Annotated in this window: 21 protein-coding genes; 19 read left to right on the top strand and 2 right to left on the bottom strand. The window is 61.1% G+C overall.

Annotated elements, in window-relative coordinates; translation table 11 throughout:
• Positions 1–11 precede the first annotated feature (11 nt).
• The 6 genes from AB7290_RS27440 (at position 12) to AB7290_RS27415 (ending at position 5,468) form a co-directional block, all read left to right on the top strand.
• Complete coding sequence (locus AB7290_RS27440) at positions 12–971, top strand: polysaccharide deacetylase family protein (protein WP_441254212.1); 960 nt, start codon at positions 12–14, stop codon at positions 969–971.
• A 73-nt stretch (positions 972–1,044) separates the two neighbouring features.
• Positions 1,045–1,917, top strand: coding sequence for a branched-chain amino acid ABC transporter permease (locus tag AB7290_RS27435; protein ID WP_085404924.1), 873 nt, complete (start codon positions 1,045–1,047; stop codon positions 1,915–1,917).
• A complete protein-coding gene (locus AB7290_RS27430; RefSeq protein WP_085404923.1) occupies positions 1,917–2,768 on the top strand; it encodes a branched-chain amino acid ABC transporter permease in 852 nt (283 codons plus the stop codon). The genes AB7290_RS27435 and AB7290_RS27430 overlap by 1 nt, the downstream gene beginning before the upstream one ends.
• Positions 2,765–3,526 (top strand): ABC transporter ATP-binding protein, encoded by a 762-nt coding sequence (locus AB7290_RS27425; protein WP_085404922.1) that lies wholly within the window; start codon positions 2,765–2,767, stop codon positions 3,524–3,526. Before AB7290_RS27430 ends, AB7290_RS27425 begins: the two co-directional genes overlap by 4 nt.
• Entirely contained in the window at positions 3,523–4,296 is a 774-nt protein-coding gene (locus tag AB7290_RS27420) for an ABC transporter ATP-binding protein (protein ID WP_063984062.1), read from the top strand. The genes AB7290_RS27425 and AB7290_RS27420 overlap by 4 nt, the downstream gene beginning before the upstream one ends.
• On the top strand, positions 4,293–5,468 hold the full coding sequence (locus AB7290_RS27415; RefSeq protein ID WP_063984061.1) for an ABC transporter substrate-binding protein: 1,176 nt from the start codon (positions 4,293–4,295) through the stop codon (positions 5,466–5,468). The genes AB7290_RS27420 and AB7290_RS27415 overlap by 4 nt, the downstream gene beginning before the upstream one ends.
• A gap of 47 nt (positions 5,469–5,515) precedes the next feature.
• On the opposite strand, the gene AB7290_RS27410 is transcribed toward AB7290_RS27415, so the two are convergent.
• Positions 5,516–6,580 (bottom strand): alcohol dehydrogenase, encoded by a 1,065-nt coding sequence (locus AB7290_RS27410; RefSeq protein WP_441254211.1) that lies wholly within the window; start codon positions 6,578–6,580, stop codon positions 5,516–5,518.
• 185 nt (positions 6,581–6,765) lie between these two features.
• Here AB7290_RS27410 and AB7290_RS27405 point away from each other — a divergent pair, with 185 nt between their 5' ends.
• From AB7290_RS27405 to AB7290_RS27345, 13 genes are all read left to right on the top strand, one after another.
• Positions 6,766–8,289 carry an aldehyde dehydrogenase family protein gene (locus tag AB7290_RS27405; RefSeq protein WP_085404920.1) on the top strand — a complete coding sequence of 508 codons (1,524 nt, stop codon included), beginning with the start codon at positions 6,766–6,768 and terminating at the stop codon, positions 8,287–8,289.
• A 162-nt stretch (positions 8,290–8,451) separates the two neighbouring features.
• On the top strand, positions 8,452–9,180 hold the full coding sequence (locus tag AB7290_RS27400; protein ID WP_085404919.1) for an autoinducer binding domain-containing protein: 729 nt from the start codon (positions 8,452–8,454) through the stop codon (positions 9,178–9,180).
• A 191-nt stretch (positions 9,181–9,371) separates the two neighbouring features.
• A complete protein-coding gene (locus tag AB7290_RS27395; protein WP_049826471.1) occupies positions 9,372–10,010 on the top strand; it encodes an acyl-homoserine-lactone synthase in 639 nt (212 codons plus the stop codon).
• Between the two features lie 34 nt (positions 10,011–10,044).
• Positions 10,045–10,581: a hypothetical protein gene (locus AB7290_RS27390; RefSeq protein WP_085404918.1), complete on the top strand. Its 537-nt coding sequence runs from the start codon at positions 10,045–10,047 to the stop codon at positions 10,579–10,581.
• Between the two features lie 121 nt (positions 10,582–10,702).
• A complete protein-coding gene (locus tag AB7290_RS27385) occupies positions 10,703–11,746 on the top strand; it encodes an IS110 family transposase (protein ID WP_085404917.1) in 1,044 nt (347 codons plus the stop codon).
• Between the two features lie 957 nt (positions 11,747–12,703).
• The gene (locus tag AB7290_RS27380; RefSeq protein ID WP_441254210.1) at positions 12,704–14,053 is read left to right on the top strand and encodes an ABC transporter substrate-binding protein; all 1,350 of its coding nucleotides are present in this window, start codon (positions 12,704–12,706) and stop codon (positions 14,051–14,053) included.
• Positions 14,054–14,129: 76 nt separating this feature from the next.
• Complete coding sequence (locus AB7290_RS27375; protein ID WP_085404915.1) at positions 14,130–15,020, top strand: ABC transporter permease; 891 nt, start codon at positions 14,130–14,132, stop codon at positions 15,018–15,020.
• Positions 15,017–15,907, top strand: coding sequence for an ABC transporter permease (locus tag AB7290_RS27370; protein WP_441254209.1), 891 nt, complete (start codon positions 15,017–15,019; stop codon positions 15,905–15,907). Before AB7290_RS27375 ends, AB7290_RS27370 begins: the two co-directional genes overlap by 4 nt.
• An 8-nt stretch (positions 15,908–15,915) precedes the next feature.
• Positions 15,916–17,022: an ABC transporter ATP-binding protein gene (locus AB7290_RS27365; protein WP_063984052.1), complete on the top strand. Its 1,107-nt coding sequence runs from the start codon at positions 15,916–15,918 to the stop codon at positions 17,020–17,022.
• Positions 17,023–17,044: 22 nt separating this feature from the next.
• Positions 17,045–17,536: a (2Fe-2S)-binding protein gene (locus AB7290_RS27360; protein WP_187387739.1), complete on the top strand. Its 492-nt coding sequence runs from the start codon at positions 17,045–17,047 to the stop codon at positions 17,534–17,536.
• A gap of 2 nt (positions 17,537–17,538) precedes the next feature.
• Positions 17,539–19,926: a xanthine dehydrogenase family protein molybdopterin-binding subunit gene (locus AB7290_RS27355; protein WP_063984051.1), complete on the top strand. Its 2,388-nt coding sequence runs from the start codon at positions 17,539–17,541 to the stop codon at positions 19,924–19,926.
• A gap of 11 nt (positions 19,927–19,937) precedes the next feature.
• Positions 19,938–20,735, top strand: a complete 798-nt coding sequence (locus tag AB7290_RS27350; protein ID WP_085404913.1) for an FAD binding domain-containing protein — start codon at positions 19,938–19,940, stop codon at positions 20,733–20,735.
• Between the two features lie 16 nt (positions 20,736–20,751).
• Positions 20,752–22,242, top strand: a complete 1,491-nt coding sequence (locus tag AB7290_RS27345) for an amidase (RefSeq protein WP_085404949.1) — start codon at positions 20,752–20,754, stop codon at positions 22,240–22,242.
• 2 nt (positions 22,243–22,244) lie between these two features.
• On the opposite strand, the gene AB7290_RS27340 is transcribed toward AB7290_RS27345, so the two are convergent.
• Positions 22,245–23,144 (bottom strand): LysR substrate-binding domain-containing protein, encoded by a 900-nt coding sequence (locus AB7290_RS27340; RefSeq protein WP_085404912.1) that lies wholly within the window; start codon positions 23,142–23,144, stop codon positions 22,245–22,247.
• Positions 23,145–23,315 lie beyond the last annotated feature (171 nt).

The following is a 23,315-nucleotide window of genomic DNA, read 5'->3' as shown; positions in this document are numbered from 1 at the left end:
GAGGAGGGCCCATGGCCAAGTTTGATACAAAGATGGATCGTTATCCGTTCGTGCCAATCACGCAGCGGCCGACCTACGATTGGCCCGATGGCAAGAGGCTCGCTGTTTATTTTGCGATCAATATCGAAGCCTTCGAGTTCGGCCGAAACCCTGGACCGGACTTCACGACCATGCCGGCTCCGCCGTTTCATCGCGGCTATGCTTACCGGGACTTTGGTAATCGGGTTGGGATCTGGCGCCTGATCGATCTCTTCAAGGAGTTCGACATTCCGCTCTCGGTGCTCGCCAATACCGCCGTCTACGATGCCTATCCCGAGCTCATGGCTGCGTTTCGACGGCGGGGCGACGAGTTCGTCGGTCACGGTCGCACCAATTCGGAGCGGCAGATCGACATGACCGAGGCCGAGGAACGCGACATGCTGAGAGAGGTTCGGCTCCGCTTCGAAAAGGAAGAGGGGGCGGCGCCGCAGGGGTGGCTCGGACCCTTCATCTCGCAGAGCACGAAAACTCCAGAGCTGCTGGTCGAGCAAGGCTTCGGCTACATGCTCGATTGGTTCTACGACGAGCAGCCGCAGCTGTTCAGAACGGATCTCGGCCCCATTCTCAGCGTGCCGTATCCATCCATGGAGCTGAATGATCTGCCGGCCGTCTTCAATAGAAGGGTCAGCGACGCCGAGTTTGCCGATCTTCTGGTCGATGCTTTCGATCAGCAATTGCAGGACTCCGAGAAATATCCGCTCGTCTTCTCGGCCGCACTCCACACCTTTGTCATGGGCCAGCCGCACCGAACCCGAAAGTTGCGGCGCGCGCTCGCGCACATCGCCTCCCACCGCGACAAGGTCTGGATCACGACGGCCGGCAAGATAGCCGCTCATGCGCTCGCGCTGCCCAAGGGGACGCTTCTCAGCCCCGAGATCGCAGGGACGGACATTTCGCCTGAGCATTCATCGCATCGCGCAAGCGGCGTCTGATCTCCCGGGAGATGCTCGATATGGTGAAGCGATATCTCGATAAGTCTGCCTCGATCGAAATAGCGGAGCGGCCATGATTGCTCAGCAAATTGTTAATGGCCTCATGCTCGGGGGCGTGTACGTGATGGTCGCCGTCGCCTTTACGCTGGCGATCGGTGTTCTCAACTTCCTCAATTTTTCTATTCCTGGCATCTTCATGGTTGCAGGAATGGTTTCGTGGGCCGCGCTTAAGAGCGGCCAGCACTGGCTGCTCGCGTTCGGCTTCGCGCTAATGGCGAGCGCCGTCGTGGGAGTCGCCGTCTATTTCCTGACTTATCGACCGAGCAGCGACAGCGACCCGGAGGTTCCTCTCGTCAGCTCATTGGGATTCCTGGTTCTCCTCGAGAACCTGATCGTCTTGTGGTTGGGATCTGATCAACAATCCTATCCCGCGATCATTGCGGATTTTAATTTCAGAGCGGGCTCAATCATCGTCGGCGGAGCTCAGTTTCTAAGTCTGGCACTTTCGCTCGCGTTTGTGATCGCACTGTCCCTGTCGTTGCGGTTCACGAACCTCGGGCGTCAGGTCAGGGCGATCGCCGAAAGCCGCCGCACGGCATCGATCCTCGGTGTGAATGTCGGCTCCGTCGTCCCTAGAGTGTTCGTGCTGAGTGCGCTGTTTACAGGCGCCGGTGGCATCCTCTTCGCGATTAGCTACCTGCAGGTGTCCTCGTCCATGGGGGAGAGCATCGGGTTCAAGGGTATCAGCGCAATGATCATCGGCGGCATGGGCAACATCTGGGGAGCGGTCGCTGGCGGCCTGCTGATCGGGCTCGTCGAGATATTGTCGACGCAGTTCCTTGGTGCCGACTTCGTCAATATCGGTGTCTACGGCTTGCTCCTGGCTTTGCTGATCATAAAGCCTGAAGGGCTTTTTGGCATGGCTGTCGCTAGGGAGAAGCTCTGATGTCGGGCTATCTGACCGGGCTCATCGTGCTTCTTGCCCTCAACGCAATCGCCGCTTACGGCGTCTACCTGCCGATGGCCGCGGGACAGCTCAATCTCGGAATCGCGGGATTCATGGCGATCGGGGCCTACGCCTCTGCATATCTCACCAACGTGTACGGATGGCCGGCCCTTGCCGCTATAGCGGCTGGCGGGGGGACAGCGGCAATTCTGGCGTTCGTGGTTGCGATGCCAATCCTAAGGACCCAGGGCATTTATCTGTCCCTTGCGACCTTTGCTTTGGGACAGGTCATCTGCGCGATATTGCTTAATCTGGAAGTTGTCGGCGGTGCCGCCGGCTATCCCGTCTCGACCCACATCGAGGCCTCTACGGTCGTCGCCGTGACGGTGGTAGTCGTCTCGCTCGTATATCTGATGTCGACGACACGAGTGCCGATCTATCTCGCGGCCGTGAAGAATGATCCATTGGTCGCCGACCTCCTGGGCCTGAATGTCAAGGCCCTTGGTGTCGCCGCACTGACGGCTGGCGCGACCATCGCCGGCGTAGGTGGGGCACTATATGCGCACTACTTCAATTACGTCGAGGCGCAGTACTTCGGCGTGATGCTGAGCACCTACACCGTGCTCTACGTACTGCTCGGTGGGACCCAATCGGTTTTGGGGCCTCTCGTCGGTGCCGCGATCTTCACGATTGTACCGGAAGCACTGAGGTCCAGCTCGCAGTGGCGATATGCGATCTTTGCACTTTTCATCATCCTCTTCATGGCCCTGCGTCCGCAAGGGCTGATCACTCGTGGACTGACGCGTCGGCGCGCGCAGGCAGCAGTACAGGGCGGAACAACCGCGTCATGACCATGCTCCTTTCGATGCAAAATCTATCAAAAGCATTCGGCGGTCTCGAAGTCGTTCGCGAACTCTCCTTCGACGTGCCGGAGCGAACAGCAACCGCACTGATCGGTCCCAATGGTGCCGGGAAGACGACCGTCTTCAACCTCATCAGTGGTGTGTACCCGGTCACTTCGGGAAGCATTCGGTTTCGCGGCTCGGATATCGTGAATCTTCCGTCACGCTATCGGATCAAGCGCGGAATCGCCCGCAGCTTTCAGAATATCCGCCTGATCCCCCGTCTGTCAGTGATCGATAATCTGCTCATCGGCCAGCACGTCACACTGACGCGGCCTTTCGATGTGATGCGGCCATTTCGATTGGTTCGGGATCACGAGTGGATCTGCGCGGCCAAGGCCGAGCTTTCGGCGTTCGGTCTAGGTCAGTATGCCGATGAACCCGTAGGTCTGCTCCCTTACGGGATCCGCAAGCGCGTGGATCTCATCCGGGCAACCCTGTCGTCGCCCTCGGTTTTGATGCTCGACGAGCCGGCTGCGGGTCTCAATGCATCGGAAACACGCGAATTGCATAGCCATCTCGATACTCTGAAGGAGCGGGGAGTAACCCTTCTCGTGATCGAGCACGACATGCAGTTCATCCGATCGGTCTGCGAGAAAATTGTCGTGCTGAACTTTGGCTGCAAAATCGCAGAAGGATCATTCGACCAGGTGAGGACGGATGAACAAGTTCGTGAAGCTTATCTTGGGGCGGAGCAGGCGGCATGAGCGGATTGATCCTCGACATTGAGCAAATGTCGGCGTGTTACGGGCGGGTCGAGGCGCTCATCGGTGTTTCGCTGCAAGTCGCGCATGGTGAGATCGTGACCGTTGTCGGTGCAAATGGGGCCGGCAAGAGCACTCTGCTCCATTCAATTCTCGGAATGGTCTCGCCAGCGAATGGCAGGATTACTTTCGCCGGCGCGGACATCACCCGCTGGCCGATTCACCGTCGCATCGACACCGGGCTCGTTCTCGTGCCGGAGGGCCGGCGGATCCTGGTGTCCATGACGATCGAAGAAAACCTGCTTCTTGGCGCCCATATGCGGCAGGACAAGACTGCCGTACGGCGTGAGATCGATGGCATCTATGATCGGTTTCCAAATCTCGCGCAGCGCCGAAATCATGATGCATCATGCTTATCTGGTGGGGAACAGCAGATGCTTGCGCTCGGCCGCGCAATGCTGGCGAAACCACAACTCCTGATGATGGATGAACCATCCCTCGGCCTGTCACCCTTGTTTGTCTCGAAGCTGTTCGAGCTCATCCGGGAATACAATCGCGAGGGGCTCAGCGTGCTGCTGATTGAGCAGAACACCGCAAATGCTCTGAGGATCGCTCACCGCGCGACAGTGCTGGAATTGGGCCGAGTGGCCCTCGAGGGGAATGCTGCCGCCATCGCTGGCAGCGCTCGCCTTCAGGAAGCCTATCTCGGGGGCGCGGCTCGCGAGGTTACGGAGATTGATCACAAGAGGAAGTCAGCAGGGAGGCGTTCATGAAATGCAGAAGAATTCTGGCGGGAATCGCAATTGCAAGCGCGCTTGCGTCGGCGGCGTATGGGCACGAAAGGGAGTTGGTCATCGGGTTGTCGATGGCCAGGACCGGTACGTTCGTAAGTGTGGCGAACGCAAACGAAATTGCCGTCGATATGGCCGTTGACGAGATTAATCGCGCCGGCGGCGTCAACGGATCCGCAATCCGGCTCGTGAAATTCGATACGGCCGGTGACCCCAAGCAATCGGTGCTCGCGGTGGAGCAGTTCGCTCGTGACAACGGGGCCCTTGCCATCGTCGGCCCATTCTCGTCGAGCGAGGCGCGCGTGGCATTTTCGGCCGGAGAACGGCTCGGGATCGTCCAGATGTCGATGTCATCTTCCGCACCTGGAGTAGCGGCCCCATTCAAGTATGCTTTCCGGAATACTGTCGATGAAGGCCTGGTCATCGAGATGGTTCTCAAGGCCATGCGCGCCAAGAATCTCAGCATGGGGACTGCGGCGATTGCTTACGCGACCGACGACGCCGTATCCAAGGCGGTCGGCACCACGGTGCTGCCGGAGGCGCTGATTAAAGTCGAAGTCCCCGTCGGCGGATTCGTCGATTTTCCGTACAAGGCGTTCGACATGTCGGCTCAGGTCTCGAAGCTCGCCCAGCTGAAGCCCGATATCGTCGGCGTTGGGGCTCCCCCCGAGGCCATGATCAATCTGGCCAAGGAGATGAAACGGCAGGGCGTTAGCGCTCGCCTGTTCGCGGGCACGACGGTCGGCGATCCCGACTTGCCGGTCCGGTTTGGAGATGCGGGCGAGGGGACGATCATTGGCTCACCCTTCTATAGCGATCTCAACGATGCCGTCCGGGCCTTTGCAAGGTCGTTTGCGACCCGGGCAGAAGCCGCCAAAATCGGCCGGACGGTGCCAAATCAGACTGATATATCCAGCTACGATATCGTCTACCTCTATGCGGAGGCCATGAAGCGCGCTGGCGTGACGGGCGAGCCGTCCAAAATCGCTGCTGAGCGCACCGCTGTCAGGGACGAACTGCGGAAAATGAAGGATTACCCGGCTCTTGGTGGGAAAATCACATTTCGGGAGAATGGTGACGCGATCAAGCCCATTTACGTACTTGAGGCCAAAGGCGGACACTGGACTCTGTTTGATCAGCGTACCGCAGATTGAACACGGCTGGACGGTGCCGGATCATCGGCACCGTCCAGCCACTGCCATTACGACGGATGATCCGGCACCAGGACAGCTCGTCCGACAACGCGGCCCTCCCTGAGATCGGACAGTGTCTCATGAGCCCGATCAAGCGGCCTGGTCACAATCGGCATCTGGTCCACGCCTGTCCGCACCAGACCCATCAGCTCGATCAGATCTCGTCGGCTACCAACGAATGAGCCGGACACCGTAATGGCCCTTAAGGGCATTGTTGCCAGCGATAGCGTGCGCTCGCCGCCAAAGAGACCGACGATTACATAGATTGCGCCCTTGGCGAGGGTCGCCATGGCGAGATCCCATGAAGCCGGCGATCCGACGAAGTCGATGATCGCATGAATGCCTCCCTGGGCGCTCTCGGCAAGGAGTTTGGCAAAGTCATCTTTCGTAGGATCAAGAGCTGCAATGGCACCTGATGCCAGCGCCGCACTGCGCTTATCGGGATCAATGTCCGCAACGATCGCGCCGGACCGCCCCATCGCCTTCAACAGAGAAAGGCACATCAGGCCGAGCCCGCCGGCCCCGACAATCAGGATTGGCTTTCCCAGGCGGTCGGGGCCGAGCTTCTTCAGGGCGGAATACGCCGTCAGCCCCGAGCACGCATAGGGCGCAGCCTGCTCCGGCGGGATCGCAGGAATATCGATGAGGTATCGGGGGTGGGGGACCAGGACGTGGTCGGCATAGCCGCCTGGGCGCAATACGCCTAGATATTGTGGAGTCGGACACAGATGCTCGTCGGAGCTCTTGCAGACCTGGCACTCTCCACATCCAAACCAAGGATAGACCAAATAGGTTCTCCCCATTTCAGCGAGACGCATAGCGTCTTCGCCCGCCGCAACCACCGTGCCAACGACCTCGTGGCCCATGGTGTGCGGCAGCTTTTGTCCCCGGTCGGACATCTTCATCATCTTGCCCCCGCCCAGGTCATAGCCGCCTTCCCAGATATGAAGGTCGGTATGGCAAACGCCACAGGCGTTGACCCTGAGAAGGACTTCGTTGCCCTTCGGGACGGGCGTAGATGTTTCGACGCATTCGAGGGGAGCCCGGTATTGGGTGAGCGCGAGACTTTTCAAATGTTCCTCCGTTGTGAGTGAGCCTGAACGACGCCTTGCCCTTTTGCCTTCAGCCGCCGCGCGTCGATCTTCGTGCTTTCGATTTCACCTTTGACGTCGTGATGCGAGCCGCGGTCCGATTGACATCCAGGTGACGCATCTATAGCAATATAGTTAAGTTGGTTAAATAACTAAATGAGGCTGAGATGTTTGAGAGGGCACTGAAGAATTTCGATATCGGCTTTCTGAATTCCGGGACGTGCGCGCATGGCGACGGATGGAGCCCGACCGATGGCAGGATCCCGTTCGATGCGGTCGACCCGGCTCAAGACAAGGTCGTAGCCCAAATCGCTGGCGCCAACGAGCGCGACTACGAGCGCGTCATTCGCTGCGCTCAGGCCGCGCAAACCGAGTGGGCAACCGTTCCTGCTCCGAGGCGAGGAGAACTGGTCGGGCGGATAGGTTCACTTGCTGCAGAGTACCTTGACGACCTTGCTGCGCTCATCGTCCTCGACACAGGCAAGGCGATTGGCGAGGCCAAGGCCGAAATCCGCGAAGTCATCGACGTGGCTGCGATGGCGGCGGGTCAATCGCGCATGATGTATGGTTTCGTTCAGCAATCGCAGCGCAGCAAGCACCGAATGTACGATCAATGGCTGCCGCTGGGCGTCGTCGGCGTCATCACAGCCTACAACTTCCCGGCATCGGTCTGGGCCCAGAATGCCTTCCTTGCTGCTATCGGAGGCAATACGGTCATCTGGAAACCTAGTCCAAAAGTGCCACTCACCGCGCTTGGCCTGCAGCAGATCTGCAATATGGCGATGAACGAGCTCGAGCTCGACGGTGTCTTCTCGCTTTTCATGCCCGGCGATAACAGTGTAGCGGAGCTGCTCATCCACGATAAGCGCATCGCTTTGGTATCGTTCACCGGATCAAGTGCCGTTGGCCGGAGGGTTGCAGACGTCGTGGGCAGCACGTTGGGCCGCCGCTACCTGCTCGAATGCTCAGGCAATAACGGATGTATCGTTGACCAGACCGCTGACCTCGCGCTGGCCGCGCGGAGCATCGCCTTCGGTGCCGTCGGCACGACCGGCCAACGCTGCACGAGCACAAGACGCGTCATTGTCCAACGTTCGGTCGCGAAACCTCTGATCGAGCTCTTGAAGCAGGCCTTTGGTCAGATCACGGTCGGCGATCCCAGGGAGGAGGGAACGATTGTCGGCCCGCTGGTGGACCGCGACGCAGTGATGCTTTTTGAAAGGGCCGTTCGAAACGCAAGGGATGCTGGAGGAAAGGTCATCTTTGGTGGAAAGCGTATCGATCGTCCCGGCTACTATGTCGAGCCAACTCTGATTACAGACCTGCCTCACGACTTGCCTTCTGTTCAGAAGGAAACCTTTGCTCCGATCCTCTATGTCTTTATCTACGATACGCTTGAGGAGGCCATTCATATCAACAACAGCGTACCTCAGGGGCTCTCGTCAGGCATTCACAGCACGGATCTATCCAATATCGAGCTGTTCCTGTCTGCCGCGGGAAGCGACTGCGGCATCGCAAGGGTCAATATGGGGACGACCGGCGCCGACATCGGCGCTGCGTTTGGCGGCGAGAAGGAGACAGGCGGCGGACGCACTGCTGGCTCGGATGCCTGGAAGGGCTACATGCGAAGACAGAGCGTGTGTGTCAATTGGGGAGGGCTGTCTCCCTGGGATGCCTGCATCCGTCTCTAAATTAGCAAGCCGACTTGGGCTGCGTTGACGTCAAGAATTGGCCTCAAGCCGTCGCGGCTTGAGGCCGTGGCTCGTATGCGCGCAGACCGAGTTTCGGGCTCAAAGAACGATCCCTGAGGGATCAACCGGTCGCGTCAGCGCAACAGTCGGATCCAGCCCATCATGAACTGGACGGAGAACATCTTTCAGGAGTTTATTGACGCCCTTCAGACGGCCATGGACGAGGACGAATTCGAGCGGATTGCCACGCGAGCATCCCATGGTCTCGGCTTTCGCTGGTTTGCCTATCTCAGCATTGTCGACAGCTCGCTGAAACTGATCTCGTCCTACCCGAAATCCTGGACGAGCCGATATCTGCGCCACCGCTATCATCGGCTCGATCCGGTCGTGCTCCGCGCAAGAGCCGAACACGCGATGTTCACCTGGGGAGCATCGTCCGGATCAACCCGTCCAAGAAACCGTGAGCAATCCCGCTTCTTTGAGGAAGCAACGGGATTCGGGATCAAGTCCGGAATAACGGTGCCGATCAGGGCAGGGTTCGGCCGCATGGCGGCCTTTACGGTCGCGACCGATGATGCCCTGATGGAGCCGGACCTCCTGCTTGCGACGTCGAATGACATCGTGCAACTGCTCGGGCTCTATTTCCATACGCATCTGCGTGGGCGAGTCCCCGCGAACCAGACACGGCGGGAGGGCCAGATCCTCAGCCAGCGCGAGCGCCAATGCCTTGCGTGGGCCGCTCTCGGCAAGACAGTGTCCGAGACAGCCGTGCTCGTCGGCGTCACCGCGCGCACAGTGGCATTTCATCTCGAAAACGCACGCCGCAAGCTCGACGCGGTTTCGATCACCCATTGCGTTGCGCTGGCGATCCGGCGACGGCTATTGCCCTGACGCAACGAGGCATCTTCAGATCCCTGTGTTGACGCGCCAGCGCGTATCGCAATCCGCTATCTTGTGGAAAATTGACGCTGAGTTGGCTCTCGTTGGCGCAAGCTTCTGTTTGGTTGTGAACCTGTCAAATAACACAGGCGCTGCTTGCGCCGCTCTCTGGTCTGGTGGGCTTTCCCTCAACGGAGCTTGCCATGCACGCTGTTACTCTCGATCTTCGTCAAACCGGATCTCAACTCGATCTCTTGGTGCAGATGTTCCGCCTGCGCCGTCGTGTTTTCAGGGATCGTCTGGATTGGACGGTCTCAGTCTCCGGAGATCTGGAGATCGACATCTACGATGCGCTGGCACCGACCTATGTCTTGGTCGTCTCCGACGACTATGACGTCCTGGGGTGTGTGAGGCTGCTTTCGACCACCGGTCCCACCATGCTCGCGGACACGTTTCCAATATTGCTTGGCGACAAAGAGGCGCCGAGGAGCGAGCTCATCCTGGAGAGCTCGCGGTTTTGTGTGGATACCGATCGAGCCGTTGAGCTTGGCCCACACGGAATCAATCGTGCGACGTTCGTACTGTTCGCGGCAATGCTCGAAACGATGCGGGCGAAAGGTGCAAACGCAATCGTGACCGTTACGGATGTGCGGATGGAGCGCATCTTGAGACGCGCCGGCTGGCCGCTGGAAAGGCTGACAGAGCCGCGCAAGCTCGGCCAGACAACCGCGCTTGCGGGATATCTCCGGGACTCCGATTTGGCGCTTGAGGCGATGTACCGCCAAGCAGGGCTCGAAGGGCCCGTCGTGCGCAATCAGCCCGAAGGCCGCAAAGCCGCGTGATCGGGCGCGGCACCGCGCGTCAAGGAGCCCGCTTGTGCTGGCAGACCCCCGCCAGAGTCGCGTTGTCTTGCTAAACCTCGCGCGCGGCAGTACGGCGGGAGTAGCAGAGCGTTTCCCTGTCCGTTGCGGCGGAAGCCTGACGCTGCTCCCGGTCTGTCACGAAATTCTTGGCGCAAAGTCGATCGCAGTCGGCGAATATCTGGCAGACCTGCTGCCGGTGGAGGTCGCGGCTTCGATCGAACACCTCAAGTCCGACGCTCTGTCGCCGTGGCGCGACCCAGGATTTTCCGCTCACTTTGCGGAGGCAGACGTCGGTATCATTTTTCTCGGTGGCGGGTTTCTGGAGGAAGAGGTGCTGATCGCAGCGCTTGAGGGTGCTAAACGGGGTTACGAAATGCGACTGCTCTCGGATCTCGCGTTTGCGCGAAGGGAAACGGACCGTCAGCTTGTCGCAGATCGCTTGGCGCACCACGGCATCGTTACCACCACAATTCGCCAAGCCTTGTTCGAATGGGCGGTGGTTCTCGATGATCCGGCGATGACACACAGGATCCGGCAGTTGCTGCCTTGATTGGGCGCCCTCGCAAGCGTTCGCTTGCTGGCCGGGCTCTCGTGTTGGGGTGGACGGCCCCCTTCCGCCGGTCTGCGTGGCAGAATGGGGTCGTCGACGACCTCAAACGAAGGAGCCGCCCGTGGAGACGATTGTTCGTATCGGTTTGGACACGTCAAAGAGCGTATTTCAGCTGCACGGCGTTGACGGGATGGAGCAGCCGGTCTTGCGACGCAAGTTGAGACGGGGCCAGGTTCTGGCGTTCTTCGGCCGTTTGCCGCCTACGCTTGTCGCGATGGAGGCTTGCGGAGCATCGCACTATTGGGCGAGGGAGCTGCGTTCGCTGGGGCATGAGGTGGCGATGATTCCGCCGCAATATGTCAAACCGTACGTGCAGCGTGGGAAATCCGATGCGGCGGACGCCGAGGCGATTTGCGAAGCCGCGAGTCGACCGAAATTGCAGAAGAACTTTGTGCCAATCAAAAGTCCCGAGCAGCAGGGCGCACAGATGCTGACTCGTGTGCGCAACCAGTTCATTGGCAGGCGCACCCAGCTCGCCAATTCGATCCGCGGCTACGCCGCAGAGTTCGGCTTCACCGCGCCCAAGGGGCTTGCAAGGCTTCCGCAATTGCTGATCGATCTTAAGGCTGATGCGACAGTCCCGGACTTGGCGATGGAGTTGATAGAGGCGTTGGCCGCAGAAATGGCGCGTGTCGATGATCAGATCGTTACGCTTGACAAGAAGCTCATGCAACTCCATCGAAGCAGCGAGATGAGCCGAAGACTTGCGACCATTCCAGGAGTTGGTCCGATCGGCGCGACGCTGCTGTCAATCAAGGTCGTGGATGCGCGCGGATTCAAGTCGGCAAGAAACTTTGCCGCGTGGCTCGGCCTGACCCCAAAAAATCACTCGACGGCCGGCAAGAACAGGCTCGGCGTGATTACACGCGCCGGCGACGGCATGTTGCGAACCGTCTTGGTAGCTGGGGCGACGGCAGTGATCGCGGATATGCGACGACGTGGGAGTCGCCCTTGGCCTTGGCTGAGAGACATGATCGCGCGCAAGCCGCCGAAGCTGGTGGCGATAGCGTTGGCAAACAAGCTGGCGCGGATTGCTTGGAAACTGATGGTTAGCGGCGAACGGTACCGGCCTGCGAGCGCCGTACCGATGCCAACGCCGAAATAGACTTAAGCGACAAATAGAGCTTGACGTCAGACGGGCAGATCTGACGCTGGGGCCGGAACTTGCAGGAAAGGAAGAGGTGGTACGTTCGGCGCGAGCCGGTCATGTGAGACACTCCGCTCGGTTTACCGGCAGCAAATGCCGCTCTCGTGTTTGGAGCTCACTGTCCGCGAAGCCCATCTTGGCCAGTGGTCGCAAGACCCGAAAATAGGCCGGACATATGAGCGCAAGCGATCCGAGCATGCTGCCCGAGCCAGTCCTTGCAAGTCGGGGGCCGTCCACATATGAACCGAGCCCTGTCCGGTCTCGGCCTTCCGGCTTCGATCCCTGACGCCAAGGTCCGCGCCAACCGGACGCGTGCGACGTTTGTGCTGAAGAGTATTTTCGAACGATGTGGACCTCGTTCGAACGAGAAACGAGTCGGAGGCAAAATCTGAGCTCACGACCAAACCGCATTAGTATCTGAGCCGAAAACGACGTGTGAAACGCCTTCTGGCAGGGCTGGCCGCAAACAGCCCATTAAGTTGCTCCTAAAGGCGGGGGCGGCGCTCCCGTATTGTCCCGAACCGGAAGGCAGCAAGCGCGCCCCTGTCAGCTCCTTGTGAACACTGTGTGCTTGGCGCGATCCTCTACTTTCGCTTCGGCCGCGCCGGTACAGCCTGCCTCTGGCGCTCGGGGCTGTCCGGTCGCTCTTCGACGCACGCGCTATACGATCTGTCTGCTGTCTTAACGCGACCTGAGCGATCAGGGGGCGGGCTGTATACAAGCCATGGCGCCTTCTTATGCGCGTTGCCAAAAGCTGATGCAGCAGACAAATCCATTAGCCGCGTTTATGCGGCGAATATTTACTTCCAATTTTACTTCGCGAAATCCCGTCAATAGCCTTGAGCGCAATTGATCACATCGCAGCCGGTCAATGGCGATCGGTGCGGGCGTTCATCGTAACCAATGAGGGTTGCCATGCTTGACAGGGATAAGCGGACATCGACTTCCGATCCGGCGGGAACGGAAGTGGAGTCTTCGAAAAAGCTGAGCCGGCGCACGCTGTTGAGGGGGGCTGCGGCAGTTGCGGGCGCAGCTGTGGGTTCGGATGCGATCCGCGGATTCCCGACCATCTGGGCGCAGGAGATCAAGGACATTGAGCTCCGTCATGTCGGCGTCTCCTATTCGGTGGTGAAGGCGATCGGCGACCAGGCGGCCAAGGATCTCGGCTTCAAGGTGACGATGCAGAACCTTGATACCTCCGCTGCCATCAACCGCTTCATAAGCCAGCCAAATACGGTCGATATCGCCGATCTTGAAGGCTGGCAGGCCAAACTCGCCGCCAAGCGCAGCGTGATCCAGGGCATCGAGGTCAAGAAAATCAAGGAGTTCGACAACATCCTGCCGATCTTCACCAAGGGCGAGATCGACGGTCACAAGATCCCGCGCCAGGGCGTTTCGCCCTACGAGGCGATGTATATCTCCAAGCCCGACTCCACCGATCTGCATGACGGCGTCACGGAATGGGCGACCTTCCTGCCGCAGGTCTACAACGCCGATTCCATCGGCTATCGGCCCGACCTTGTCGGCCATGAAGTAACCGAGTGGAAGGACCTGATCGATCCGAAGTTCAAGGGCAAAGCGGCGATTCTCGACGTGCCCGCGATCGGCATCATGGATGCCGCGCTCTGCTTCGAAAGCGCCGGGCTGATCAAGTACGGCAACAAGGGCAACATGACCAAGGAGGAGATAGACTTTACCTGCAACAAGCTGATCGAGCTGAAGAAGCAGGGCCAGTTCCGAGCGACCTGGACCACCTTCGACCAGTCGGTGCAGTTGATGGCGGCGGGTGAGGTGGTCATCCAGTCCATGTGGTCGCCGGCGGTCGCCGCCGTGCGCGTCAAGGAAATCCCCTGCGTCTACGCGCCGGTTAACGTCAAGAACGGCAAGGAAGGCTATCGCGGCTGGTGTAACGGCATGGGCCTGATGAAGCACCTGTCCGGCAAGAAGCTCGACGCGGCCTACGAATATCTCAACTGGTATCTCTCGGGCTGGCAGGGCGGCTTCGTTGCGCGCTACGGCTATTACAGCCCGGTCCCGTCGACCGCGAAGAAGTTCCTCACACCGGCGGAATGGGCGTTCTGGTACGAGGGCCAGCCAGCGCCCGAGGTGGTCAACGATCCCTATGGCGTGCCGATGGAGAAGACCGGTACCAAGCGTGACGGCGGCTCGTTCCTGGACCGCGTCAAGAACATCTCGTGCTGGAATACGCTGATGGACGAGGCCGCGTACATGAACAAGCGCTGGAACGATTTCAAGGTGGCCTGAAACCTGCTTTCCGCGACCTGACGACGGCATCGGCGCGGTCGCGCGCCGATGCGAGAAGACCGAGTTCGAGGCCGATATGCAGCCGAGTCCAATTTCAACTCAAGCTCCGCCACGCGACCATCTCGCCGGCTGGCTCTATGTGTCGCCGCTGGTCCTGGTGCTCGTGCCGTTCTTCGTGGCGCCGATCTTGGTCGTGCTGGCGGCGAGCTTCTTCGCCACTGACGGTTTTGGCGGCCTCACGCCCGACTTCACGCTGGCGAGCTACATCGATGTGCTGCATTCGGCGCTGACGCTGAAGCTGTATCTGGCGACCATCAAGTTCACGGTGCTGACCTGGATCTTCACGCTGATTATCGGCTTTTTTGTCGCCTATTTTCTGGTCTTCCACGTTCGTAATCAGCTGCTTGCGATCGGCCTGTTCCTGCTGTGCACGGTGCCGTTCTGGACCTCGAACATCATTCGGATGATCTCCTGGATTCCTCTGCTCGGCAAGGAAGGCCTGATTAACCAGGCGCTATTGGCGCTAGGCGTAATCCGCCAGCCGCTTGAGGTGTTGCTGTTCTCCGACCTTGCGGTGGTCATCGCCTATGTCCACCAGCTCACGATCTTCATGATCGTGCCAATCTTCAACTCCATGGCGCGGATCGACAAGAGGCTGATCGAGGCCGCGATCGACGCCGGCGCCAGCCGTTTCGACATCATGCGTCTGATCGTGGTGCCGATGTCCAAGAGTGGCATCGCGCTCGGCACCATCTTCGTGGTCTCGATCGTAATGGGCGACTTCTTTGTGGTGAAAGTGATGTCCGGCGGCGGCTCGGCCTCGGTGGTCAGCGCGTTCTACGAGGACGTGGGCGTGCTGCAATATCCGACCGCGGCGGCGAGCGCTGTACTGCTGACTCTCGTGCTGGTCGCGATCGTCTCGTTGATCCTACGTACGGTTGATATCCGGCAGGAGATCACGCGATGAGCGCCGCTCTCGCCGACATGCCCGAAACGGCCGCGCCCGCGACCAGGAGGGCGATCGCACCGAGCAAGGGCGGCCGGCCCTGGACCTTCTACGTTCTTGCGACGCTATTCGGGTTCTACGTGATCGCGCTCTACGGGCCGATGTTCTGCATTTATGTCCTGTCGTTTCAGGATATCCGCGGCGGCCTCGTGTTCCCGATGAAGGGCCACTCGCTGCATTGGTTCGTCGATCTCTTCACGCAGGTGCGGACCGGCGACGTCAAGGGCTCATTCGACCGCTCGATCAAGCTTGCGGTCATCGTCACCGTGATCACAGTGGTGGTGTCCTTTCTGGCAGGGCTCGGCTTCCGCAAGCGCTTTCGAGGCGACACCGTCGTGTTCTACATGATGATTGGTAGCCTTGTTGCGCCCGGGCTGGTGCTCGGTCTTGGCACCGGCCTGCTGTTTCAGGCGCTCGGACTGAACGCCAGCTGGTACACCTCGGCGCTCGGCGCGCAGCTGTCCTGGACGCTGCCGTTCGGCGTGCTCGTGATGTTCGCGGTGATGTCGCGCTTCAATCACGTCTGGGAGGAAGCGGCCTACGATCTCGGCGCCAGTCGCTGGCAGTCGATCTGGCTGGTGATGATCCCGGTGCTGGTGCCCGGCATCGTCGCGGTGGCGCTGTTCGGCTTTACGCTCTCCTACGACGAGTTCGCGCGCAGCCTCCAGACGGCGGGCTCGCTGAACACGCTGCCGCTGGAAATCTGGAGCATGACGCTGAATGTCACCTCGCCCTCGCTCTACGCGCTCGGCACGGTGACGACCATCGTCTCATTCATCGTCATTGGCGCGAGCCTGGGCAGCATCGTGCTGATCCAGAAGAGGCGCGGCAGCAGCGCAAAGGGCTGAGCTGGAATATGAAGAGCGATCGCGGTGATATCGAACTGGCTGGCGTCGGCAAGAGTTTTGACGGAGCGACCTACGTGGTCGACGGCGTCAACCTCAAGATCGCCGACGGAGCCTATTGCTGCTTCATCGGCCCCTCAGGCTGCGGCAAGACCACGATTCTGCGCATGATTGCGGGCCATGAGGACCCGACCGCGGGCGAGATCGTGATCGGTGGCCAGAACGTCGTGGGGCTTGCGCCGGCCCAGCGGCGCACGGCGATGATGTTCCAGTCCTACGCGCTGTTCCCGCATCTCACCGTGCGCGACAACATAGCCTTTGCGTTGCGCGTGCGCGGGATGTCGAAGACCGATCGCCTGCGCGCCGCCGACGTCATGATCGAGAAGGTCCGGCTGACGCAATTCGCTGACCGCCTGCCGGCGCAACTTTCTGGCGGCCAGCAGCAGCGTGTGGCGCTGGCGCGCGCGGCGATCACAGAGCCGCGCGTGCTGCTGCTCGACGAGCCGCTCTCCGCGCTCGACGAGCAGCTACGCGTACAGATGCGCCAAGAGCTCAGGCGGATGCAGCGAGAGCTCGGCATCACCTTCATCCATGTCACCCACACCCAGCTCGAAGCGATTGCGCTCGCCGATCTCGTGGTGGTGATGGAGCAGGGCAAGATCAAGCAGGCGGGGGCCGCGCGCGACGTATACGCCCACCCGCACGACCGTTATGTCGCCGAATTCATGGGCGGTCAGAATGTGCTGTCGGGGCGGGTGGAGAAGGTCAACGGTGCAAGCTTTACACTCGCACAGGCCGCGCCTTCAGGAATCGAAGTGCCACTCCAGGCGCGCTCGACTGTCTCCGTGGGCGACAAGGTTGATATCGCTGTGCGCCGTGACGACGTCGCGCTGGTCAGGCCGGGCCGGGAGTTGCCGCCCGGCTGCAGCACGTCGCTGCCAAGCCGCGTGCTCGCGATCGAATATCAGGGCTATTTCGTCAAGGTCATGCTCGACACCGTGCCGGACGACGAGTTCGTGGCTTATGTGCCGGAAAAGACCTTCTTCGCAGATCCGTTCACCGTCGGCGATGTCGTCATGGCCACATGGGCCACCGGCAGCGCACTTCCACTAGCCTGAAGACCCCATCGCGCACAGGAGTATGACCGTGCAGATATCCTTCACTCTCAACGACCGGCCAACCACCGTTGACGTCGAACCGGCGACGCTCGTCGCCGAGCTGCTGCGCGAGCAGCTCAATCTGACCGGCACGCATATCGGTTGTGACACCAGCCAGTGCGGGGCCTGCGTGGTGCATCTCGACGGCCTCCCGGTGAAGAGTTGCACGCTGCTCGCGCCTGCGCTCGACGGCGCGACGCTGCTGACGATCGAAGGGCTGAGGAGTGAACCCGGCTCGAATCGGATGCATCCGATGCAGGAGGCGTTTCGCGAACATCACGGCCTCCAGTGCGGATTCTGCACGCCCGGTATGCTGATGACGGCGGTGGCGCTCGCCACTGAGAAGCCAACGCTGACGGAGGCGGACGTCCGCCACGGCCTCGAGGGCAATATCTGCCGTTGCACCGGATACCAGAACATCGTCGTCTCAGTGATGGCCGGCGCTGCCGCCATGAACGCTGCCAAGGGAGAGTGACCATGGGCAATGTGATTGGCATTGGCGCCTCGCCGAAGCGCAAGGAGGACCAGCGGTTCCTGACCGGCCGCGGCAATTACGTCTCCGACATCAAGCGTCCCGGCATGACCGCGGGCGTGTTCGTGCGCTCTCCGCATGGCCACGCGATTCTGCGCGGCGTCGATAAGAGTGCGGCGCTGGCTTCGCCCGGGGTCATTGCTGTCCTGACCGGCGACGACGTCAAGACTGACGGACTGGGTTCGTTGCCCTGCGGTTGGGGCATCTCGGACGCCAAGGGCGTGCCGATGAAGGAGCCGCCGTTCCCGATGCTGGCTCAGGGCAAGGTGCGCTTCGTCGGCGACATGGTCGCCTTCGTTATCGCCGATACGCCGGAGCAGGCCAATGCGGCAGCGGAACTATTGACCGTCGACTACGAGGTCCTGCCGTCCGTAGTGGGCGTGCTCGAGGCGGTCCGGCCGGGCGCACCCCAACTGTTTGATGATGTGCCGAACAACATCTGCTGCGACTGGGAGCTCGGCGACAAGGCCGCGGTCGAGACCGCCTTCCGCAAGGCCGCGCATGTTGCAAAGCTGAGCCTGGTCAACAACCGCCTGATCGGCAACCCGATGGAGCCGCGTGCCGCGATAGCCGAGTATGAGCCGGGCACCGACCGCTTCACGTTGTGGACCACCAGCCAGTTCCCCCATGTCGTGCGCTTCCTGATGGGCGCTCTGGTCCTGAACATTCCCCAGCACAAGCTGCGCGTGGTCGCTCCGGATGTTGGCGGCGGTTTTGGTGTCAAGCAGTTCCACTACGGCGAAGAGGCCGTCATCACCTGGGCCGCCAAGCGGGTGATGCGGCCGATCAAATGGGTCGCGAGCCGCTCGGAGGGCTACGTTTCCGATCGTCACGGCCGCGATCACGTCACCGAGGCCGAACTCGCGCTCGACGAGACCGGAAAATTCCTGGCGTTCCGCGTCAACACGCTTGCCAATATGGGCGGCTATCTCTCGACGTTCGGGCCGAACATCCCGACCAATCTTTATGGGCCCTTGCTCGGCGGTGTCTACACCACGCCCGCGATCTACTGCAATGTGAAGGTGGTGTTCACCAACACCGTGCCGGTCGACGCCTATCGCGGCGCCGGCCGACCCGAGGCGACGTTCGTGCTGGAACGCATCGTCGATGTCGCAGCCAGCGAGATGGGCATCGACCGCGTTGAGATCCGCCGCCGTAACATGATTCCGAAAGAGGCCTATCCGTACCAGACGCCGGTGCTGGTGCAGTACGATTCCGGCGATCCGATGGGGTGCCTCGACGGCGCGCTGGTCGCGGCCGACGTCAAAAATTTCGGCATCCGTAAGGCGGCCTCGGCCAGCAAGGGAAAATTCCGCGGGCTCGGCTACTCGACTTATGTTGAGGCCTGCGGCCTGGCGCCATCGCGTTTTGCGGGACGGCTCGGCGCGCGCGGTGGCCTCTATGAGAGCGCCACGGTGCGCGTGCATCCAACGGGCCAGGTAACGGTCATGATCGGCACGCACAATCACGGCCAGGGCCATGAGACGACGTTCGCGCAGATCGTCTCGGAGAAGCTCGGCGTCTCCTTTGAGAATGTCGACATCGTGTTCGGGGACACCGATCGCGTGCAGTTCGGCATGGGCACCTATGGCTCCCGCTCGCTGGTGGTCGGCGGCGCGGCGCTGTCCAAGGCGACCGACAAGGTGATTGCGAAAGGCAAGAAGATCGCGGCGCATCTGCTCGAGGCTTCCGAAGTCGATATCCAGTTCGAGGCCGGAAACTTCTCAGTCGCGGGTACGGACCGCATCAAGTCGTTCGAGGAGATCGCGGGCGCTGCCTATGTGCCGCATAATTATCCGCTGGAAGTGCTGGAACCAGGGCTAGAGGAGCAGGCCTACTACGATCCCGTCAACTTCACCTATCCCGGCGGCTGCCACATCGCCGAGGTCGAGGTCGATCCGGAAACTGGCACGGTGACACTAGTCAACTACACGGCCGTGGATGACGTCGGCACGGTGATCAATCCGATGATCGTCGAAGGCCAGTTGCACGGCGGCATCGTCCAGGGTGTCGGTCAGGCGCTGTTCGAGAGCGCGGTCTATGACGAGGGCTCAGGCCAGCTCCTGTCTGGTTCGCTAATGGATTATTGCATGCCACGGGCCGACCACATGCCGATGATGAAGGTTGCGACCCACTCCACGCTCTGCACGCACACGCCGATGGGTGTGAAGGGCTGCGGCGAAGTCGGGACCATCGGCTCGCCGGCAGCCGTCATCAACGCGGTGGTCGATGCGCTGTCGCATCTGGGTGTGACCCATGTCGACATGCCGGCGACGCCGAACCGGATCTGGCGCCTGCTGCAAAATGCGTCGCTGCCGGTCGCGGCGGAATAGGGAGAACAACAATGAAATCGTTTGCCTATCACCAGCCGGCCGAGATTCCCGACGCGGCACGATTGCTGACCTCGATTGAGGACAGCAAGCTCGTAGCTGGCGGGATGACACTGATTCCGACCCTGAAACAGCGGCTGGCCAGTCCCGTCGCGCTGGTCGACCTGTCGAAGCTCGGATCTCTCAAGGGCATCAACGATGACGGCGCCACCGTCACGATCGGCGCGATGACGCCGCACGCCGTTGTGGCTGCCTCGAGACTGGTGCAGGCAAAGATCCCCGGGCTTGCGGCGCTGGCCGCGATGATCGGCGATCCTGCGGTACGCAGCCGCGGCACCATCGGCGGTTCGGTCGCGAACAACGATCCGGCTGCCGATTATCCCGCCGGCGTGCTCGGCCTCGGCGCGACCATCGTCACCAGCACGCGCGACATCGCGGCTGACGATTTCTTCCTCGGCCTGTTCGAGACCGCGCTCGAACCGGGCGAGATCATCACTGCGATCCGCCTTCCAGTGCCGCTCAAGGCAGGTTATGCAAAGTTCAAGGCGCCGGCGTCGCGCTATGCGCTGGTTGGCGTGTTCGTCGCTAAATTTTCCGACGGCGTTCGCGTGGCTGTGACTGGAGCAGGGTCGGGTGTGTTCCGCGTGCCGCCGATGGAGGAAGCGCTGTCGCAAAAGTTCGATCCGTCCGCGATCGCGGCGATCAAGGTCGACACCGACGGCCTCACCTCCGACATCCATGCCGAAGCCGACTACCGTGCGCATCTCGTCACGGTCATGGCCAAACGTGCCGTCGACGCGGCGCTCAGCTAGCTTTTTAGGGTTGATGATGACTGATGGTTCCGGCCGAACGGCCTTCCCGCCAGCGCCGACTGGCCTTGGCGCGCTTTCTGCAACCGAGATCATGGCCGGCTATCGGCGCAAGACGTTTACTCCGCGTGATGTCGTGGACGATACGATAGCTGCGCTCGAAGCGACGCATGAGGCTTGCAATGCGGTGGTGACGCCGATGTACGGGCAGGCGAGGGCGGAAGCCGACCGCGTCACCAAGGAGATGCGCGCGGGCGAGGCCAAGGGGCCACTCGCCGGCGTACCGGTCACCATTAAAGACCTCGTCTTTGTTGCGGGCGTGCCAGCCTATGCCGGCTCGCCGATGAACAAGACGTTCGTGCCCGACGTGGATGCCGCGGTGGTGTCGGCGCTGAAGGCATCGGGCGCGATCATCACCTGCAAGACTACGACTTGCGAGTCCGGCTACAAGCTGACGGCCGACAGTCCGGTCACGGGTACCACGCGAAATCCCTGGAATCCCGGTCGCACCAGCGGCGGCTCGAGCGGCGGCGCGGCCGCGGGCGTTGCCGCGGGCTGCGGCCCGATCGCGATCGGCACCGACGGCGTCGGATCGATCCGTGTTCCATCATCCTTCTGCGGCGTGTTCGGGCTGAAGCCGACCTTTGGCCTCGTGCCGCGCTCGCCCGGTTTCTCGCCGCCATCCTGGGCCTCGCTCGCGCACACCGGACCGATCACGCGGACGGTCGCGGATGCCGCGCTCACGCTGGAAATTATCGCCGGCTACGACATGCGCGATGCCGCAAGTCTGCCCGTGCCGTCCCGTCGCTTCGACACCAACGCTGTTCCGTTGAATGGCGTTCGTATCGGCGCCAGCGCCGATCTCGGCTACGCCGCGGTCAGCACCGATGTGCGCGCAGCGTTCAACAAGGCGATCGCCGTTCTCGATGCCTGCGGTGCACAGGTCACTATCGATGGTCCGGGCCTCGATGCCGGCATTTTGGAACACACGCTGAAGCCGATCGCCTTCACCGAGCAGGCGGCGGCGGTTGCGACGAAGACCACGGCTGATTTGGCCAGCTCGGAAGCCGATTATCGCGACGTCGTTACCGCCGGCCGCCACTACAGTGGCACGGACTATATCGAAGCTAGCTATCGGCGCGGCCAGGCGCGCAATGCATTCCTAAAGCTGTTTGAGCGGGTCGATGCGCTAGTGACGCCAACGGTTGCGGTGACCGCGTTCGAAGCCGGCAAGATCGGCGTCGGCAAGATCGACGGTAACCAGGTTGATCCGCATCTCGGCTGGTCGCCCTTCACCTGGCCAATCAACCTCGCTGGCCTTCCGGCCGCGACTTTGCCTTGCGGTTTTGACCGGGATGGCCTGCCGATTGGTCTTCAAATCGTCGCGCCCTGGCTCGACGAGCCCACGATCTTCCGCATCGCTGCGGCGTTCGAGCAGGCGCAGCCCTGGGCAAAGTTTTGGCCGTCGCTGGCGCTCAACGAGATAGGGCGAACGCGCGCGAAGGCGTAGTGCTAGGACAACTCGATCGGTACCCCGCGGCCGTTGAGCTCTTCGTCGAGGCGCAGATAGTGCGCCAGGTAGTCGTGCAGTGCGGTCGCGGCTTTCGAAGTCGCGCCGCTCGATTTGTAGAGCAGCAGCTCGATCTTCGGCAGCGGCGGCAGGCCCTCGTTGGGACCGATCTGGCGCATCGTCGGCACCAGCGCGCTGCGGCCGAGCACGGTGACGGCCATGCCGGCGAACGCGGCGGCCTGCAGGCCGCCGACGCTTTCGCTGACGCAGGCGATGCGCCAGCGCAGATTCGCGCGCTCTAGCGTATCGATGGCGTAGTCGCGATAGATGTTGCCAGGCGGCAAGAGCGCGAGCGGAATCGGGCGCTCCTGGTGCGCGGCGGATTGATCACCGGTCATCCAAACCAACTGCTCGCGCCGCACCACCTGGCCCCCGGTGAAATCATTCATCCGTGTGACCAGCGCGATGTCGACATCGCCGCGCTTGACGAGACCGACCAGTGGCGTCGAGAGCGCGCAGTTGAGCTGGACCTGCACGCGAGGAAAGGATTTTCGGAACACGCTGAGGATCGAGGGGAGCATGAAGGCGGCGTAGAGATCCGGCGTGCCAAGCACGACATGGCCCTCGATTTCCTGTGACGCAAGTTGCGAAATCAGTTCGTCATGCAGCCTCAGGATGGATCTGGCGTAAGTGAGAACCGTGCTGCCGTCATCGGTCAACGTCAGCCTGCGGCCGCCATGCTCGAACAACTGCTTGCCGGTGAGCTCCTCCAGCCGCTGCAATTGCAGGGTGATCGCCGGTTGGGTGCGGCCCAGCCGTCGCGCGGTCTCAGTGATGCTGCCGGTCTCGACCACCGAGATCAGCGACCGGAGCATGCGGATGTCGAGACTGATGAGGTTCATGCGGCGTCCATGTCGCCCAGAATTTATGCAATTTCCATGCAAGCGTAGCTACAGGCAATTGCGATCAGCCGAACCAGAGAAAACGAACAGCCGGGCAGGGTGGAATACCCCTGTGCTTTTGAAAAAGTGCCGTAAGATGTTGTTAACAGGTAAGGTTTTTCTCACTAAGCG

This window comes from Bradyrhizobium sp. 613_E4_N2_2 (assembly GCF_052075995.1).
Taxonomy (GTDB): domain Bacteria; phylum Pseudomonadota; class Alphaproteobacteria; order Rhizobiales; family Xanthobacteraceae; genus Bradyrhizobium; species Bradyrhizobium barranii.
This window is presented reverse-complemented; position numbering and strand designations above follow the sequence as displayed.